A 17,716-nucleotide genomic window follows, 5' to 3' on the forward strand; every position below is an offset into this window, starting at 1 on the left:
TTTTCCGAAAACGGTTACTATTAAAAGTGATAAGATTTTTGGAGGAATGAAAGAATGGAATGGACTACTGAGCGTCGTTACAGACTTTATCAAGACTGGACGCAAGAAGAAATTAAGAATATTAAGGAAAATATGGCACAATCTCCATGGCATACTCATTACCATGTTGAGCCAAAAACAGGACTCCTAAACGATCCAAATGGCTTTTCTTACTTTGATGGAAAGTGGATTGTTTTTTATCAGAACTTTCCTTTTGGTGCAGCCCACGGTTTAAAATCTTGGGTGCAATTGGAAAGCGAGGACTTGGTTCATTTCACAGAAACTGGAGTCAAAGTTTTGCCTGATACTCCATTAGATAGCCACGGCGCCTACTCTGGTTCTGCCATGCAGTTTGGCGATAACTTATTCCTATTCTATACAGGAAATGTCCGTGATGAAAACTGGATCCGTCACCCTTACCAGATTGGGGCTTTGATGGATAAGGATGGCAAGATTACGAAGATTGACAAGATCTTGATTGACCAGCCAGCAGACTCTACTGACCACTTCCGCGATCCGCAAATTTTTAATTTTAAAGGTCAATACTATGCCATCGTCGGTGGACAAGATTTGGAGAAAAAAAGCTTCGTCCGTCTCTACAAGGCTGTTGACAATGACTACACAAACTGGCAAGCTATTGGTGACCTTGACTTTGCTAACGATCGCACTGCCTACATGATGGAATGTCCAAATCTTGTCTTTGTAGGAGAGCAGCCTGTCCTTCTCTACTGCCCTCAAGGATTGGATAAGAAAGTTCTAGACTACGACAATATCTATCCAAATATGTATAAAATCGGGGCTTCCTTTGACCCTGAAAATGCCAAAATGGTAGATGTGTCTCAACTTCAAAACATGGATTACGGTTTCGAAGCCTATGCAACCCAAGCCTTCAACGCTCCTGACGGACGTGCTCTAGCAGTTAGCTGGCTTGGTTTGCCAGATGTTTCTTACCCATCTGACCGCTTTGACCACCAAGGAACCTTCTCTTTGGTCAAAGAACTGACTATCAAAGATGGCAAACTCTACCAATACCCAGTCGCAGCTATCAAGGACCTTCGTGCTTCTGAAGAAGCCTTCTCAAACCGTGCCCAAACCAATAACACCTACGAACTCGAACTCAACTTGGAAGCCAATAGCCAGAGCGAGATTATCTTACTTGCTGATAAAGAAGGCAAGGGACTTTCCATCAACTTTGACCTTGTAAATGGTCAAGTGACAGTAGATCGTAGCCAGGCTGGTGAACAGTACGCTCAAGAATTTGGGACGACTCGTTCTTGCCCTATCAATCATCAAGCTACTACTGCTACAATTTTCATCGATAACTCTGTCTTTGAAATTTTCATCAATAAAGGAGAAAAAGTATTTTCTGGTCGTGTCTTCCCACATGCGGACCAAAATGGTATCCTGATCAAGTCTGGAAACCCAACTGGAACTTACTATGAATTAGATTATGGTCGCAAAGCTAACTGATGTCGCCAAACTTGCAGGCGTCAGCCCTACTACCGTCTCACGGGTTATCAATAAAAAAGGATATCTATCTGAAAAAACCATTCAAAAGGTCAATGAAGCCATGCGAGAATTGGGCTATAAACCCAACAACCTGGCTCGCAGTCTACAAGGAAAATCTGCTAAGTTAATCGGCTTGATTTTCCCAAATATTTCCAATGTTTTCTACGCAGAATTGATTGATAAATTAGAACACCAACTCTTCAAAAATGGTTACAAGACCATCATCTGCAACAGTGAGCACGATTCTGAAAAGGAACGCGAGTACATCGAAATGTTGGAAGCCAATCAGGTGGACGGTATCATTTCTGGTAGTCACAACCTAGGAATTGAAGACTACAATCGTGTGACAGCGCCGATTATTTCCTTTGACCGAAACCTATCACCTGACATTCCAGTCGTCTCCTCTGACAACTATGCTGGTGGGGTTCTTGCTGCCCAGACCTTGGTCAAGACAGGCGCCCAGTCTATCATCATGATTACAGGGAATGATAATTCTAACTCGCCAACCGGACTACGCCACGCTGGTTTTGCATCCGTACTCCCCAAAGCTCCTATTATCAATGTTTCCAGTGACTTTTCTCCTGTCAGAAAAGAAATGGAAATCAAGAATATCTTGACCCGACAAAAACCAGATGCCATTTTTGCTTCGGATGATTTGACTGCTATTCTAGTCATTAAAATTGCTCAGGAACTTGGCATTTCTGTCCCAGAAGAACTCAAGGTCATCGGTTATGATGGGACTTACTTTATCGAGAATTACTATCCTCATTTGACAACTGTGAAGCAACCTTTGGAAGAGATTGCCTGCCTTACTGTTGACCTTCTCTTGCAAAAGATTGAAGGTAAGGAAGTTGCGACAACTGGTTACTTTTTACCAGTTACCCTATTACCAGGAAAAAGTATTTAATACTCTTCGAAAATCTCTTCAAACCACGTCAGCGTCGCCTTACCGTAGATATATGTAACTGACTTCGTCAGTCTTATCTACAACCTCAAAGCAGTGTTTTGAGCAACCTGCGGCTAGCTTCCTAGTTTGCTCTTTGATTTTCATTGAGTATAAGCACAAGAAAACTCAGACTAATTCGTCTGAGTTTTTTTATGATCTTAAGTTTTCAAGATAGCGCTGGGCTGTCTCTAGGTTAAAGGTTTTATCTGCGATAAGTTGCTCGACTAGGGGAGCAACTTCAGATTCACTAGCACCTGCGAGGAGTGCTAAGGATTTGGCCTGCAATTTCATGTGGCCCTGCTGGATTCCCGTACTCACCAAGGCTTTGAGGGCAGCAAAGTTTTGGGAAAGCCCCATCGAAACGATAATCTGGGCTAATTCTTTGGCAGAAGGATTTCCCAGTAATTCATGACTGAGGGCTACACGAGGATTGAGTCCGATAGAGCCACCCTTGGTCGCTACAGGCATAGGCAGGGTCATCTCACCGACCAATTCTTCTCTTTCAAGATCCAGCGTCCATCGGCTAAGACCTTGATAGCGTCCGTCTCGACTGGCAAAGGCATGGGCCCCCGCCTCAATGGCACGCCAGTCATTACCAGTGGCAATTAAAATGGCATCAATACCATTAAAAATCCCTTTATTGTGAGTAGCTGCTCGATAAGGATCAGCCTGCGCAAATTGGCTAGCTAAAGCCATTTTCTCCGCAATTTCTCGTCCTTGATCCTTTTGGCGACTCAAGTATCGAAAAGCGATGCGACAGCTTGCAGTAACTAGAGAATCGGTCGCGTAGTTGGACAGGATTCCCATAAGACTCTGCCCCTGACTGAGTTCTTCTAAGACTGGCTTCAAGGCTTCCAGCATGGTGTTGAGCATATTGGCACCCATGGCTTCCTGGGTATCAACATGAAGATAGACGACTAGAAAGTCTGTTTCGCCTTTGATCTGTTCTACATGCAAATCACTCGCCCCACCCCCGCGTTTAACGATAGAAGGATAGGCTTGATTGGCAAGTTCCAAGAGCTCCGCTTTCTTGCTGACAATCTTCTCTTGCGCTTGTTCAGGATTAGCAACTTGATAAAGGGCTACCTGTCCAATCATCTGGCGCTCATGGACTTGTGCAGTAAAACCGCCTGCACGCTTGATGATTTTACTAGCATAGCTGGCCGCAGCAACCACAGAGGGCTCCTCTGTCACATAGGGTACGGTGTTTTCCTGACCATTGACAAGAACCTCTGGAACCAGCGAATAAGGCAGAGAAAAAGTTCCCACCACATTCTCACTCAACTGGTCTGCGACAGTCACACTAATCTGTTCATCCTGCTCCAGACTGGTTTGTTTTTCAGGACTAAGGAGCGCCTGAGCTTTTAACAGCTCAAGGCGCTCATGGTATGATTTTTTATAAAATCCATTCCAACTTATCTTCATTATTTTTCAACCTTGCTATAACGGCGTTGGTGGTCGACAATTTCAACCAAGGTATAGTCTTGATTTTCATAGCCAGCAAACTGGGCAGAGTTTGTTTCATCCAATACCACTTCCTCAAAGAAGACTTTTTCATAGTCTGCAACAGACAGGGCAGTTCTTTGGTTGAGCTTGTTCAAGCGGTCTTTATCCAAATAAGCTTCATATCCTTCAACCAATTCACCACTGAAGAACTCAGCCACAGCCCCACTTCCGTAACTATAAAGTGCAATTTTATCCCCAGCCTTCAAGCTATCTGTATTTTCCAAGAGAGATAAAAGTCCAAGAAAGAGGGAACCTGTATAGATATTCCCCACCTTTTGACTGTAGAGAATAGACTGGTCAAAATGCTTTTGCAAGAGGTCTTTTTTCTCTTGAGGCAGACTCTTATCCATGATTTTTTTCAAGCCTTTTAGTGCTAATTTAGGATAAGGCAAGTGGAAGCAAACAGCCGCGAAATCATCCAAAGTAAGCTGGTAGCGTTTTTGGTATTCAAGCCAAGTCGTTTTCAAACTATCCAAATATTGTTGAGTAGAATAGACACCATTTACATAAGGGGTTGTCGAGTAATTTGGACGCCAAAAGTCCATGATGTCACGGGTTTGAGCCACATTGTCATTATTAAAGGCCATAATGCGTGGATTTTGTGTAATCAACATAGCCACACTGCCAGCGCCCTGAGTTGGTTCTCCTGGAGTTTCAATACCGTATTTGGCAATATCACTGGCAATGACCAAGACCTTGGACTCTGGAGAATTTTCCACATGCAATTTGGCATAATGGAGGGCAGCTGTCGCTCCATAGCAGGCTTCTTTAATCTCGAAACTACGAGCAAAGGGCTGGATGCCCAGCAAACCATGCACAAAGACGGCTGCAGCCTTACTCTGGTCAATTCCTGACTCGGTAGCCACAATGACCATGTCAATTTCTTGTCTCTCTTGCTCAGTTAAAATAGAGTCACTAGCACTGGCCGCCAAGGTCACTATATCCTCAGTTAGGGGCGCAATACTCAATTCCTTGAGTAAGAGTCCTTTGCTTAATTTTTCAGGGTCAATGCCCCTTGCTTCTGCTAAGTCTTGTAATTTCAAGACATATTGACTGGTCGCAAAACCAATCTTATCAATACCGATTGTCATATTTACCTCTGTTTTATCATTCATGTAAAAAATCGTTCTATACTATTTTATCACAAATGACAGTAAAAGAGAGAAAAAAGACTTGATTCACCAAATCAAGTCTCTTGTTCGTCTAACGATTTTGCTGTTTTCGTAAGTAGGAATACAGTCTGAGAATCACTGTTCCGCTAGCCATGCCAATAGAGATTACCAGAGCCAACATGACAACTAAAGTTGCACTAGCAATCGCGTGACTATAGTCTCCTGTCACAAAAAAGGCCGTTGTCCGATAAGACAGATATCCCGGAACCAGAGGGGCCAAGATGGCCAAGATAAAAACCACAGCAGGTGTCTTATAAAGAATACTTAAAATCTGGCTGACACAAGAACCGATAATGGCCGCAATAAAGGTAGCCACAATAACATTGGTCGGTTCCTTGAGCAAAAGATAGATTAGCCAGACAGCCATGCCCAAAATCCCTCCTGGTAAGAGCATAGACCGCTGAACATTGAGTACGATTAAAAAAGTGATGATAGCAAGAAGACTTGCTACTGCTTGTAATAAAAAGGTTGTTAGTGTCATATTAATTCATCAATACCAAGGCGACAGAAGTTCCCGCCCCTAAAGCAAGGGTAATGAGCAGGGATTCAAACATCTTACTCATACCAGAGTTTATGTGGTTGGTCATAATATCACGAACCGCATTGGTCAAGGCAATCCCTGGTACAAACGGCATGACTGCACCAGCTATAATCAAATCTGCTGTTGAAGGAAAGCCTGTGTGGCGAGCCCAAAACTGGGCAATCATCCCAAAGACAAAGGCTCCAGCAAAGGCCGTCACAAAGGGAATTCGGATAAACTTCTCCACATAGAGGGAAAAGGCAAAACCAAATAAGGTAGCCACTCCTGCCCCAAGTGCGTCGTAGATATTTCCACTAAACATAATTGAGAAGAATGGGGCACTAAAGGTCGCAGCCAAAGTTACCTGCAACTTAGTATAAGGAAGGGGCTGGGCTTGCAAGGCCTTCAATTGCTTGAAGGCTGTCTCTAAATCAATCTCCCCCCCAACCAGTTGACGAGAAATCTGGTTCACATCGCAGACTTTTTCAATGTTATAAGAAGAGGAGGTCACGCGTTTCATTCGCGAAATATTGGTATTTTCAATGGAGAAAAAGATAGCGGCAGGCATGGCAAGAACATTGCAATCCACAATCCCCTGCGAATGCGCAATGCGGATCATGGTATCTTCTACACGATGAATCTCTGAGCCACTTTTAAGGAGAATGGTTCCTGCTAACATAATGACATCGATGACGGCATTTAATTCTTTTGATTCTTCCATGCTTGCCTCCTTTTATCAACTCCCTCTATTCTATCACAAATCCGGAGTCAAAAAAAATCTTTGCCATGAAATCATGACAAAGATTCGTTTAATCACGAGAATTTTCGTGGTTTCCTTCACTATTTGGTTGAGTCGGAGTAGGAACCGTTCCTTGTTGATTTCCTTGATGGCCACCTTGTTGATTCCCTTGATTTGGAGTAGTAGGTGAACCTTGGTTACCACGTGGAACTGACGTTGAAGAGGAACTTGATGGTGGTGTTTTGGGTTTATAAATCGAAATTTTAATACGTGTGCTGGCTAAATCAATTTTTCCACCCGGTTTTGGACTTTGCTCTACAACAGTCTCCTCAGCTGTTCCTTCAGGAGCAGTAGACACTTCTACAACTTCGATATTAGCTTTTTTAATTCCATATATCTCTGTAAGATTATTAACTGCAAATTCTCGAGTTGAACCAATATAACTTGGCATTGAAATAGAATTTACTTTTTTAGCAACAGTCAGAACTATTTGAGTTGCCTTGCTAAGATCATAGGTTGTTCCCTCCGGTAAACTTTGTTTCATGATTGTACCAGCTTCGATTTCGTTGGATTCTTCTTCCTCAATCATAATTAGATTTTCTGGAACCTTCTTGCCTTTCAATTCTGCCACTACATCACTAGATTTTCGTCCAAGATAATTTCCAAGTTGGAAGGATTGCTGACCAGAAGACACAATCAAATTAATTTTTGTTCCTTCTTTGCGTGTCGTACCGGCGTCAGGATCGGTACGAATAACACGACCTTCTTCAACCTTATCACTAGCCTCTGTTTTTTCTTCACCAACCTCAAAATTGGCTTTCTTAAGCGCTTCTTTAGCCTCAGCAACCGTCTGACCTGCCACCTTTGGAACGGCAATGGTAGCGGGCGTTCTATATAAAATCCATACCAAGGATGCCACAACTAACAAGAAGGTCGCAAATAAAATTGGATAACGTGCTTTCAGGCGACGCCGTTTGGTTGGCTTTGGACTAGGTACTGGTTTTTCTGTCTGATGAGGCTGGGGCTTAGATTGAGGTCTTCCCTCTTGTACCGGAGCTTTAGGAATAGAAGTCAGCGTACTTTGTGGAACTTTAGGAAGAGTTTTAGTATCTGCCTTAGTTGCATCGTCAAAGACCAGCTTTGGTTCATTACGACGATTATTAGATAAACTACTCGACAAGTCCACATACATCTCAGCGACTGATTTGTAGCGATCGGTCAATTTCTTGGCAGTTGCCTTGATAACAACATTTTCTAAAGCCTGAGGCACAGATGGATTTTCAGCTATAACCGATGGCAGTGGTTTCTGGAAATGCTGGAGGGCGATGGTCACCGCACTATCCCCATCGTAAGGAATATGACCTGTCAGCATCTCATAGAAAATAATCCCCATGGCATAGATATCACTCTGCACAGTTGCTTTAGAACCACGCGCCTGCTCTGGAGACAAATAATGAACGGAACCTAGCATTGAGTTGGTCTGAGTCAGACTTGTCTCTGCAAAGGCTACTGCGATTCCAAAGTCTGTAACTTTGGCAGTCCCATCTGGGGTCAAAAGGATATTTTGCGGTTTCAAATCCCTGTGAACAATCCCTCGAGTATGGGCTAAGCGCATAGCCAGAAGGATTTGTCCCATGATTCGAATCGCTTCTTCATTTGAAAGAGGGTGATGTTCCTTGATATAGCGTTTGAGATCTAACCCAGCAACATATTCCATTGCGAGATACTGTTGTCCCTCTTCTTCACCGATATCTGTAATCCGAACGATATGAGGATGGTCCAAATCTGCCATGGCTCTCGCTTCCCGCTGAAAACGAGCCACAGCAATCGGGTCTGTCTGGTAGTTGGTCCTCAGAACCTTTACTGCCACTTCTTCACCGTCCAAAATCAAATCCTTGGCCAAATAGACATCTGCCATGCCTCCTCGACCAATTTGTTTGATAATTCGATACCGCCCGGCAAAAATCTTGCCGATTTGGATCATTCTGTTTCCTCCTCATTAACAGCAATAAGGGCAACTGTGATGTTATCTAAACCACCTGCATTGTTGGCAAAACGGATCAAGGTTGCTGCCTTATCTTCCAAAGAAATATCGCTGGTTACAATATCAGAAATCTCACTTCCTGAAATCATATTTGTCAAACCATCGCTATTGAGTAAGAGATAGTCCCCAGGCTCAAGGGTGATTATTCCAAAATCAGGCTGAATTTCATCTTTTTGACCAATAGATTGAGTAATAATATTTTTCTGTGGATGGCTAGCAGCTTCTTCAGGTGTCAATTGACCTGCCTTAAGCAATTCATTGACCAAAGAATGATCGCTCGTTAACTGGTGGTATTCTTCTCCACGAATCAAACCGATACGAGAATCCCCGATGTGGGCATAGATAGCCTGATTATCAATAATGGCTACAGCCTCAAGGGTTGTTCCCATTCCTTTATAGGCTTCATTTTGTCCCAATTGGTTAATCCTTTGATTTTCAATCTCAAGGTTGTTAGCAAACCATTCACGCACTTCATTAACCGTATCGATTTGTGTATCAACCCAAGCTACACCCAGGTCTGTTACCGCCATCTCACTAGCGATATTCCCTGCGCGATGACCTCCCATACCATCAGCTAGGATAATCATGGTACGCCCAGCTCTATTGACATAGTGGTTGACATAGTCTTGGTTATTTGTTCGTTTCTGACCAACATCTGTTAATAATGAAATTTCCATGTGTTAGTTCCTTCCTAATCTGATATCTTGCGAAATTGACTGATGAAGAATCCATCACTTCCATACAATTCAGGGGTGATGAGGATACAGCCATCTTTCATGATATCCTTACATTCATGTTCTAGTTTCACCTGCTCAAATTCAGGATGACTTTCTAAAAATGCCTGTACGACTTGAAAGTTCTCTTCTGAGACAATAGTACAGGTACTATAAGTTATTATACCACCTTTGCCTAGTGTTTGACAAACACTACCTAATATTTCTAGCTGAATTTCCTGTAAGGATGCGAAATCTGCCGTTTCTTTATTGTATTTGATATCAGGTTTCCGGCGTAGAAGACCGATTCCTGAACAGGGAGCATCCACTAAAATCTTGTCAAAGGAATTCTGACCAAAAAACTCATGCACCTTTCTGGCATCCAATTTTTGCGTTTGAACCCGTTCTGCGACCCCCAAACGTTGGGCATTTTCTTGAATTAAGTCCAACTTATGGTCGTACAAGTCCAGAGCAGTAACCTGACCTGTTGTGAGATAAGAAGCTATATGGGCTGTTTTTCCACCCGGAGCCGCACAGGCATCTAGAACCTGCTCATCACCTTGTAAATCAAGCGTCGGAGCAACAAGCTGACTGGACTCGTCTTGAATGGTAATAGCTCCCTCCGCAAACAAATCATGGCCTGCAAAGTGCCCCTGCTCCTTAACCAAACCAGAAGGAGACAAGGATGAATCACTGGCCTCCAACAAGGCTTGGATTTCCTCTTTTCGTCCTAGGTCTGTCACACGAATACTGGCCTTGTTGCGCACCAAAAGACTTTCAAAAATGGTTTGTGCTCTCTCTTCTCCATATTCTTCCTTGAGCTTAGCAACGAGCCAAACCGGAAGGGAATATGCAATGGAGTCACGCTTGTTTTTTCGTTTGATGCTGGTGATATCTGGCCATCCTTCACGCAAGATACGACGAAGGACGGCGTTGACCAATTTTTCACTGCCTTTTTTACGAACTTTGGCCAATTCCACTGCTTCATTGACCACAGCATGATCTGGAATCTTGTCCAAATAACGGAGCTGGTAGACACTAACAAGAAGAAGGACATAAAGCCAACTGTCTAACTGGTCTCTGTCTTCGATAAAGTGGGATAGGTACCATTCCAGAGTCAGTTTACGGGCTACCGTTCCATAGACTAGCTCGGTCACCAATCCCTTGTCTGCTACAGAGAGCTGACTTCCCTTAAGATGCTTATTTAAAGCGATGTTTGAGTATGCTTGATTGATAAAGACATCCTCTAATACTGCTAGGGCTAAACTTCTAGCCGTTTCTACTTTAGTCACCAAATCGTTCTCCTACAGTCAATGTACGTCCAACTCCATTGAGGAAGGATGCAATGTCCATCTTAGGTTTACCAGCTGGCTGCACTTGTTTGAGGGACAGAGCTCCTTCTGCTGTTGCGACAATCAATTCTTTCTTACCAATTGAGAGGATCTCACCTGGATTTCCCTGACCTTCTACTGGTAGGGCTTCATAAATCTTAAAGCGGTCGCCCTTATGGAATGTATGGGCAACAGGCCACGGGTTCATGCCACGGATTTGGTTAAAGAGTTGACGATTGCTTTTATTCCAGTCCAGTTTTTCTTCCTCTGGCTTGATATTTGGCGAGAAAGTAACCTGACTTGGATCCTGCGGTTCAGGTTTGATGTCACCAGCAATATAGGCAGGCAAAGTGTCCAAAAGCAAATCACGACCAACGACAGCTAATTTCTCAAATAAGGTACCGACATTATCCTCATCTGTGATAGGAATGCTACGACGAGAAATCATATCTCCTGCATCCATTTCCTTGACCATTTCCATAATGGTCACACCAGCTTCCTCATCCCCTTGAATCAAGGCATAATGGATAGGCGCACCACCACGGTGTTTTGGAAGAAGGGAAGCGTGAACATTGACCGCAAAATCCATGCTATCAAGGAGTTTACTTGGGAGAAACTGCCCAAAAGCAGCAGTCACAATTCCATCCGCTCCAAGTTTCATAAGAGATTCCATCTCTGGACTTCCAGATAATTTTTCGGGTTGGTAGATAGGGAGTCCAGCTTCCTTGGCAGCCTGCTTGACTGGGGGCTCTTGGATTACTTTTTTACGGCCGACAGCACGGTCTGGCTGGGTTACAATGGCTAGAATTTCGTAACGGTCATCTGTCAAAAGTCCTTTTAAGACTGTTGCTGAAAAGTCGGGAGTTCCCATAAAGATTAGTTTTGTCATATCTTCTCCTTCTTATAAAAATTGCTGTGGCTCATGGTCAATGCTGAGACGGAGCTCACTATTTTCCCGTTCTTGAGTCAAGGCCAGAACCTGATTTAGAGTCGGCCCCAGCTCATCTTCTAAACGGTATTTAATCAAAATTTGGTAATGATAGAGGTTGTGGGTACGAGCAATGGGTTTGGGCGTTGGCCCAAGGATGTCACTGGTTTCAGACAAGCCTGACCGCAAAATGTTCATGACTTCATAGGCACGTTTGACCACCTCTTCTTCTTTCTTGTGAGAAAGGGTAATGCCAATTGTGAAATAGTAAGGTGGATAACCAAGTTGTCGTCTGATTCCCATTTCATAGGCATAAAAACCTTCGTAGTCCTGTTCCTTGGCAAATCGAATAGCATAGTGTTGCGGATTGTAGGACTGGATCAAGACCTGACCTGCTTTTTCAGCCCGACCTGCCCGACCTGCCACCTGAGTCAAGAGCTGGAAGGTTCTCTCAGAAGAACGGAAATCAGGCAAATTCAAGGCCGTATCCGCATTGAGAACTCCGACTAAGGTCACATTTGGAAAATCCAAACCCTTGGCAATCATTTGTGTGCCAAGTAAGATATCCACTTCCCCTCGTCCAAACTGGTCAAGTAGAGCTTGATGACTGCCTTTCTTACGGGTCGTATCCACATCCATGCGCAGAATACGTGCCTGAGGAAAAAGCTCTGCTAGCTCGTCATAAGCCTTCTGGGTTCCTGTCCCATAGTAACGAATACTTCGACTCTTACAGTTAGGACAGACCTGAGGAATGTCCTTTGAAAAACCACAATAATGGCAGTTCATGGTCTTGGTATCCATGTGCAAGGTCAAGGAAATGTCACAGTTGGGACAAGTATCTACCGTCCCACACTCCCGACACATGACAAAGCTAGAATAACCACGGCGATTGAGCATGAGAACCACCTGCTCTTTTCTAGCCAGACGGTCTTGGATGGCTTCTAGCAAAGGTGGCGTAAAGTTTGACGTCTCATTTTGTCCGATATAGTCCCGAAAATCAATCACTTGAACCTCAGGAATGGTAGCCAAAGGATTGGCACGTTGGGTCAGACGTAGGTGTTGATAGACACCTTTGCCAGCACGCGCCCGGCTCTCTAAGCTCGGCGTTGCAGACCCAAGCACCAGAGCCGCTTGATTATACTGGGCCCGTAAAATAGCCACTTCTCTGGCATGGTAACGAGGATTACTATCCTGCTTATAAGTTGCTTCATGCTCTTCATCGATAATCATGACACCTAGATTTTTCAGCGGAGCAAAGATGGCAGATCTGGCACCCACAACAACTTGAGCATCTCCTCGTTCCACCTTGCGCCATTCGTCGTACTTTTCACCATTGGACAGGCCTGAGTGAAGGATGGCCACTTTCTCACCAAAACGGGCAATAAAACGCTCCGTCATCTGTGGAGTCAAGGAAATCTCAGGCACCAGCAAAATAGCTGTCTTGCCCTTGTCCAAGGCCCCTTGGATAATCTGCAAGTAAACCTCCGTCTTCCCACTTCCTGTAATCCCTTGAAGGAGGAAGGGAGGCTGGTGACTGCCAATCGCACTCACAACCGCATCACGCGCCTGCCTTTGCTCTGGATTCAACTCCAAAGGCTGACTTGCTTCAATGCCTTCAAAATAAGCAGCCGAGCGTTGCACTTCCTTTTGGACTATGGTCACAGCACCTTGTTCCACAAAAAAGTTGACTTGCTCCCGCGAATAGAAATCTAGCAAACTAGCCAAGGAAGCGCTCTCAGGATGAGACAGCAGATAGTCTCTCAGTTCTAACTTTTTCTTGGCGCGTGTAGAAATCTCTACACCTTCTAATTGAGCAAGGTCTACCTCATACCAAGACTGGGTCTTAACCTTCTTTTGATCAATTGCCTGGTATTCCAGACCAAGCAGTCCTTTTCTAGTCAAACGCATCATTTCGGCTTGTTTGGCAAGGTCTAGTGAAGAAAAGGCAAGCGAATCCTCTGAACCAAACAAGCGCTCTCGGTCTGCCTGACTCAGACCTGCCAGAGGATAGAGAATCTTATCATAGCTGGAGTTCAGAAATCCCGGTAACATAGCCTTGAGGATGGAGATTTTATAGGAGAAGACGGACTTGCGGAGCTCTTCAGCTAGCCAGAGTTGTTCTTGCGTGAGAACAGGAGAAAAATCCAGCACCTCTGCAATATCTTTTAAATCCTGCTCCATCTCTCCTTCGTCTGATTGAGACTCCAAACCAAGAACAATCCCTTGAATCAGGCGATTGCCCTTACCAAAAGGCACATGAACCCGCATCCCAACTTCCAGCATTCCCAGAAACTCCTCAGGAATCCTGTAACTATAGGGCTGGTCCGTCTGCATCAAGGGCACATCTACAATAATCTTGGCTATAGCCATCTTCTCACCTCCTCCTTGTCAGTACATTCTTGCAATAGAAAAAATAAGATTGAGTCCCCCCAACCTTAAATTTTTTCACCATCTTCTTTTTCTTTAGCGATTTGCTCTTTGATTTTCTTTTCTTCTTCTTCTTTGCGACGTTTTTCTTCTTCGATACGGCGACGCACTGCTTCACGTTTTCCTTCTGGATCTGGGTGAATTGTTACGTTTCCTGATTCGATTTCTTCTAAAGCGCGAAGAGTTGATTTTTCAGACTTGAAACCTTGAGTTGCTGGCGCACCTGCTTCCAATTCGTGGGCACGTTTTGCTTCCAAGATTACGAGTGAATATTTTGATGGAACCTTGTCAAGCAGGGTATCAATAGAGGGTTTTAACATCATTTGCTTGTACCTATTTTCTAAATTTTATCGGGTAGTTGGAGATTTTGGTAACATCTCCTGATAGTGACCAATGACACGATCCACACGGAAGTGCTCTGCTTCAATCACACGTTTGACACGCTCAGCAGCTAGGGGCACCTGATCGTTAACAATCGCATAATCATACTCACGCATGAGGGCAATTTCTTCCTTGGCTTTTTCGATGCGTTGGGCAATCACTTCTGCACTGTCTGTTCCACGACCTACCAAACGATCTTGTAATTCATCCAAATCTGGTGGTGTCAGGAAGATAAAGACAGCATCTGGAACCTTTTTTTTGACCTGAAGAGCACCTTGAACTTCAATTTCAAGGAAAACATCGATTCCCTTGTCTAAGGTTTCATTGACGTAGGTCAGAGGAGTTCCATAGTAGTTGCCGACATATTCTGCATATTCCAACATCTGTCCTTGGCGAATCAGCTCTTCAAACTCTTCACGAGTACGGAAGAAATAGTCAACACCGTCCACTTCTCCAGGACGTTGTGCACGTGTCGTCATCGATACAGAGTATTGAAATTGGTTTTCAGAACTCTCAAAAATCTCTCTTCTAACCGTTCCCTTCCCAACTCCTGAAGGACCAGAAAAAACGATTAGTAAGCCTCGGTCTGCCATTGTGTCTCCTTTTAGTCAGTCTGTAAAAATAAAATAAGATTTCCCTTCAGATAGTAGCAATTAGCGCAAACTATCCTTCTACAGTCTTTCTATCTAGTGTAACAAAAAAGCAGTAATTTTTCAACTGCTCTTTCTTATTTATTTAGCATAAACTGTTAGTTTACAATACTTTACTACTAAAAAGTCTTGAAATTTTATTCTATTTAAGAGATAATAAAACTACTAATATAAAAAGGAGAAGTTTATGGGAAATTATAAAGGAAAAAATGTTGATGAAGCGATTGAAAATGGCTTATCTGAACTCAATCTCAAAAAAAATGAGGTTAAAATCAATATTATTGAAGAAGGAAGTGCTGGAGTATTTGGTTTTTTTGAAAAAGAAGCTGAGGTTGAAATCACACCATTAAGCCCAATGGAACTGAAAATAAAAAAATTAATTCCATATTTAATTGGTGCAGGTGTAATATTTTTTATTCTTCTACTAATTCTAATTGGAGTAAACTCAGATAAGTCGTCTACTGTTTCTACCCCTTCCTCTACACAAACTAGCTCTACTGTTGAAAAATCCATCGAAAAAACAAGTGAGCCATCATCTACATCACAAAATTCTACATCTATTTCATCTAGTTCAACTAGCAACTCATCAAGCTCTACCGAATCCTCATCGACAAGCCCATCACAATCAGCTGTCATCACGACTGAAAACAATGATGATTTTAAGGCACTATTGCAGTCTAAAGATTCAAGTACCGTAATAAATTTTATTCAAAAATATAAAGGTCAAATCATCGAATTTGATGGACACATAGCAGATATTGCACACTATAAAAATTACAAAACAAAATTCGACATACTTATTCATGGTGGAAATTACTTAGGAGAAGAACAAGCACCTTCGGGACCAAACTTTAAATTTGTAAATATAACAACAGTTTCAAACTCAGCTTTCAACTCTTTTAATGGCGAAAATATTTCTAAAGGACAAAATGTACGTATAAAAGCACAAATTGGAAACTATAACTCCACTCAAGACTTAGTCTATCTATCTCCAATTGAGGTTTCACCTCGCTGATATAACTAATTATATCAAATAATTTATTCAAAAAACTGAAGTCAGATTCTCTTCTGACCTCAGTTTTTTATTATTTAGCATAATCTACTGCACGAAGCTCGCGAATCACGGTTACCTTGATATTTCCTGGGTAATCGAGATTGTTTTCAATTTTCTCACGAACTTTGTGAGCCAAGATTGTGACTTTGTCGTCCTTGATTTGTCCTGGATTGACCATGATACGGATTTCACGTCCTGCTTGAAGGGCAAAGCTATTTTGTACCCCTTCAAAGCCGTTAGCAATTTCTTCCAAATCATGAAGACGCTTGATGTAGCTTTCAAGAGACTCACTACGAGCACCTGGACGAGCCGCACTCAAGGCATCTGCTGCAGCAACAATCACTGCAATCACGCTTTCTGGTTCGACATCACCGTGGTGACTAGCAATCGTATTCACTACAACTGGATGTTCCTTGTACTTACGTGCCAATTCCATACCGATTTCAACGTGGCTACCTTCAACCTCGCGGTCAATGGCTTTTCCGATATCGTGAAGGAATCCAGCACGACGGGCAAGAGCCGCATTCTCACCAAGTTCACTGGCCATAATACCAGCCAATTTAGCAACCTCAATCGAATGACGCAAGACATTTTGTCCATATGAAGTACGGAACTGCAAACGTCCCATAATCTTCATCAAATCTGGATGAAGGTTCGGCGCACCAATCTCATAGGCTGCTGCCTCACCGTATTCACGGATCTTATTGTCAATCTCTTGACGGTTTTTCTCAACCAACTCTTCGATGCGAGCTGGATGAATACGACCATCTTTGAGCAACATTTCCATGGTCATACGGGCAATCTCACGACGGATTGGGTCAAAACCTGACAAGGTCACCACTTCTGGCGTATCGTCGATAATCACATCGACCCCTGTCAAGCTTTCAAAAGTACGAATATTACGACCTTCACGACCAATAATGCGTCCCTTCATAGTATCATCTGGCAGATGAACTGTTGAGTTTGTTGACTCCGCTACATATTCACCAGCGATACGTTGCATTGCTTGAACCAGAATGTCCTTGGCCATTTTGTCAGAACGTTCCTTGACCTCTTGCTCAGCTTCGCGAATGCGGCTAGCAATCTCCTTGGTCAAGTTCTCCTCTGTCTGAGCCAAGATAATATCTCGTGCTTCTGCCTGAGACAGGGCACCAATACGCTCTAGTTCTGCTTCTTTTTGTCTTTCGACTTCCTCTAATTGCTCTTCACGCGCATCAAGGTTTTTCGCTCTATCAGAAATACTTTGTTCTTTTTGTTCAAGTGTTTGTTCTTTACTCGTCAAATTGTCGTCCTTACGGTCAAGGCTAGTAGCTCTCTCTGTCAAACGACTTTCGATTTGTTTGAGTTCTTGACGTTCTGATTTGAATTCAGCGTCCACTTCTTCACGGTATTTTCTGGCTTCTTCTTTGGCCTCCAATAGTGCTTCTTTTTTAAGAGACTTGCTTTCACGTTTAGCTTCATTAATAAGTAAATCCGCTTCACGCTCAGCTTGTCCACGTAAATTAGTTGCTTCTTGTTCAGCATTTAAAAGCATCAACTCCGCAGCTTCCTGAGATGATTTCATCTTAGCTGAGATGCTGACATATCCAATGACTAAACCAATGATGACGGCAAAAACAGCAATCGCAAGCGACATGATTTCCATGTTTTTACCTCATTTTATTATTATTTCGAATGACATACATTCTTTTACATTCTACCATAAAAAAGTGATTTTCACAAACCTAAAATAGAATATGTTTTGGGGAATTTGGAAC

Annotated in this window: 15 protein-coding genes; 3 read left to right on the plus strand and 12 right to left on the minus strand. The window is 43.1% G+C overall.

Annotated features, from left to right (window positions below; genetic code table 11):
- Positions 1-54 precede the first annotated feature (54 nt).
- Complete coding sequence (locus JJN14_RS08015; RefSeq protein WP_201058366.1) at positions 55-1,509, plus strand: sucrose-6-phosphate hydrolase; 1,455 nt, start codon at positions 55-57, stop codon at positions 1,507-1,509.
- Positions 1,490-2,455 (plus strand): LacI family DNA-binding transcriptional regulator, encoded by a 966-nt coding sequence (locus JJN14_RS08020; protein ID WP_070481867.1) that lies wholly within the window; start codon positions 1,490-1,492, stop codon positions 2,453-2,455. The genes JJN14_RS08015 and JJN14_RS08020 overlap by 20 nt, the downstream gene beginning before the upstream one ends.
- Before the next feature lie 189 nt (positions 2,456-2,644).
- Here the strand turns inward: JJN14_RS08020 and JJN14_RS08025 are convergent, their stop codons facing one another.
- The 11 genes from JJN14_RS08025 to gmk all read right to left on the minus strand — a co-directional run bounded on the left by JJN14_RS08025 (position 2,645) and on the right by gmk (position 14,848).
- Positions 2,645-3,919, minus strand: coding sequence for a hydroxymethylglutaryl-CoA reductase, degradative (locus tag JJN14_RS08025; RefSeq protein ID WP_201058367.1), 1,275 nt, complete (start codon positions 3,917-3,919; stop codon positions 2,645-2,647).
- Complete coding sequence (locus JJN14_RS08030; protein ID WP_201058368.1) at positions 3,919-5,091, minus strand: hydroxymethylglutaryl-CoA synthase; 1,173 nt, start codon at positions 5,089-5,091, stop codon at positions 3,919-3,921. Before JJN14_RS08030 ends, JJN14_RS08025 begins: the two co-directional genes overlap by 1 nt.
- 112 nt (positions 5,092-5,203) lie before the next feature.
- Positions 5,204-5,653, minus strand: coding sequence for a threonine/serine exporter family protein (locus tag JJN14_RS08035; protein ID WP_025171133.1), 450 nt, complete (start codon positions 5,651-5,653; stop codon positions 5,204-5,206).
- A gap of 1 nt (position 5,654) precedes the next feature.
- Positions 5,655-6,413: a threonine/serine exporter family protein gene (locus JJN14_RS08040; protein WP_201058369.1), complete on the minus strand. Its 759-nt coding sequence runs from the start codon at positions 6,411-6,413 to the stop codon at positions 5,655-5,657.
- 88 nt (positions 6,414-6,501) lie between these two features.
- Entirely contained in the window at positions 6,502-8,415 is a 1,914-nt protein-coding gene (gene pknB, locus JJN14_RS08045; protein ID WP_201058370.1) for a Stk1 family PASTA domain-containing Ser/Thr kinase, read from the minus strand.
- Positions 8,412-9,152, minus strand: coding sequence for a Stp1/IreP family PP2C-type Ser/Thr phosphatase (locus JJN14_RS08050; protein ID WP_070479797.1), 741 nt, complete (start codon positions 9,150-9,152; stop codon positions 8,412-8,414). Before JJN14_RS08050 ends, pknB begins: the two co-directional genes overlap by 4 nt.
- Before the next feature lie 14 nt (positions 9,153-9,166).
- Positions 9,167-10,480, minus strand: coding sequence for a 16S rRNA (cytosine(967)-C(5))-methyltransferase RsmB (gene rsmB, locus JJN14_RS08055; RefSeq protein ID WP_201058371.1), 1,314 nt, complete (start codon positions 10,478-10,480; stop codon positions 9,167-9,169).
- Positions 10,473-11,408 (minus strand): methionyl-tRNA formyltransferase, encoded by a 936-nt coding sequence (fmt, locus tag JJN14_RS08060; protein WP_201058372.1) that lies wholly within the window; start codon positions 11,406-11,408, stop codon positions 10,473-10,475. The genes rsmB and fmt overlap by 8 nt, the downstream gene beginning before the upstream one ends.
- Positions 11,409-11,420: 12 nt before the next feature.
- Positions 11,421-13,817 carry a primosomal protein N' gene (locus tag JJN14_RS08065; RefSeq protein ID WP_201058373.1) on the minus strand — a complete coding sequence of 799 codons (2,397 nt, stop codon included), beginning with the start codon at positions 13,815-13,817 and terminating at the stop codon, positions 11,421-11,423.
- 65 nt (positions 13,818-13,882) lie between these two features.
- Positions 13,883-14,197, minus strand: a complete 315-nt coding sequence (gene rpoZ, locus JJN14_RS08070) for a DNA-directed RNA polymerase subunit omega (RefSeq protein ID WP_000979235.1) — start codon at positions 14,195-14,197, stop codon at positions 13,883-13,885.
- A gap of 24 nt (positions 14,198-14,221) precedes the next feature.
- Positions 14,222-14,848: a guanylate kinase gene (gene gmk / locus JJN14_RS08075; protein WP_000775041.1), complete on the minus strand. Its 627-nt coding sequence runs from the start codon at positions 14,846-14,848 to the stop codon at positions 14,222-14,224.
- Positions 14,849-15,092: 244 nt separating this feature from the next.
- On the opposite strand from gmk, the gene JJN14_RS08080 reads away from it, so the two are divergent.
- Positions 15,093-15,920, plus strand: a complete 828-nt coding sequence (locus tag JJN14_RS08080) for a DUF4839 domain-containing protein (protein WP_201058374.1) — start codon at positions 15,093-15,095, stop codon at positions 15,918-15,920.
- Between the two features lie 70 nt (positions 15,921-15,990).
- On the opposite strand, the gene JJN14_RS08085 is transcribed toward JJN14_RS08080, so the two are convergent.
- Positions 15,991-17,604, minus strand: coding sequence for a ribonuclease Y (locus tag JJN14_RS08085; RefSeq protein WP_201058375.1), 1,614 nt, complete (start codon positions 17,602-17,604; stop codon positions 15,991-15,993).
- Between the last annotated feature and the right edge of the window lie 112 nt (positions 17,605-17,716).

Source organism: Streptococcus mitis (assembly GCF_016658865.1).
Lineage (GTDB): Bacteria > Bacillota > Bacilli > Lactobacillales > Streptococcaceae > Streptococcus > Streptococcus mitis_BT.

Coding starts and splice junctions, on each gene's coding strand:
- JJN14_RS08025 (WP_201058367.1), bottom strand. CDS start 3,919: ATGAAGATAAGTTGGAATGGATTTTATAAAAAATCATACCATGAGCGC.
- JJN14_RS08050 (WP_070479797.1), bottom strand. CDS start 9,152: ATGGAAATTTCATTATTAACAGATGTTGGTCAGAAACGAACAAATAAC.
- JJN14_RS08040 (WP_201058369.1), bottom strand. CDS start 6,413: ATGGAAGAATCAAAAGAATTAAATGCCGTCATCGATGTCATTATGTTA.
- JJN14_RS08035 (WP_025171133.1), bottom strand. CDS start 5,653: ATGACACTAACAACCTTTTTATTACAAGCAGTAGCAAGTCTTCTTGCT.
- JJN14_RS08030 (WP_201058368.1), bottom strand. CDS start 5,091: ATGACAATCGGTATTGATAAGATTGGTTTTGCGACCAGTCAATATGTC.
- pknB (WP_201058370.1), bottom strand. CDS start 8,415: ATGATCCAAATCGGCAAGATTTTTGCCGGGCGGTATCGAATTATCAAA.
- JJN14_RS08085 (WP_201058375.1), bottom strand. CDS start 17,604: ATGGAAATCATGTCGCTTGCGATTGCTGTTTTTGCCGTCATCATTGGT.
- JJN14_RS08015 (WP_201058366.1), top strand. CDS start 55: ATGGAATGGACTACTGAGCGTCGTTACAGACTTTATCAAGACTGGACG.
- JJN14_RS08065 (WP_201058373.1), bottom strand. CDS start 13,817: ATGGCTATAGCCAAGATTATTGTAGATGTGCCCTTGATGCAGACGGAC.
- JJN14_RS08080 (WP_201058374.1), top strand. CDS start 15,093: ATGGGAAATTATAAAGGAAAAAATGTTGATGAAGCGATTGAAAATGGC.
- rpoZ (WP_000979235.1), bottom strand. CDS start 14,197: ATGATGTTAAAACCCTCTATTGATACCCTGCTTGACAAGGTTCCATCA.
- gmk (WP_000775041.1), bottom strand. CDS start 14,848: ATGGCAGACCGAGGCTTACTAATCGTTTTTTCTGGTCCTTCAGGAGTT.
- fmt (WP_201058372.1), bottom strand. CDS start 11,408: ATGACAAAACTAATCTTTATGGGAACTCCCGACTTTTCAGCAACAGTC.
- JJN14_RS08020 (WP_070481867.1), top strand. CDS start 1,490: ATGGTCGCAAAGCTAACTGATGTCGCCAAACTTGCAGGCGTCAGCCCT.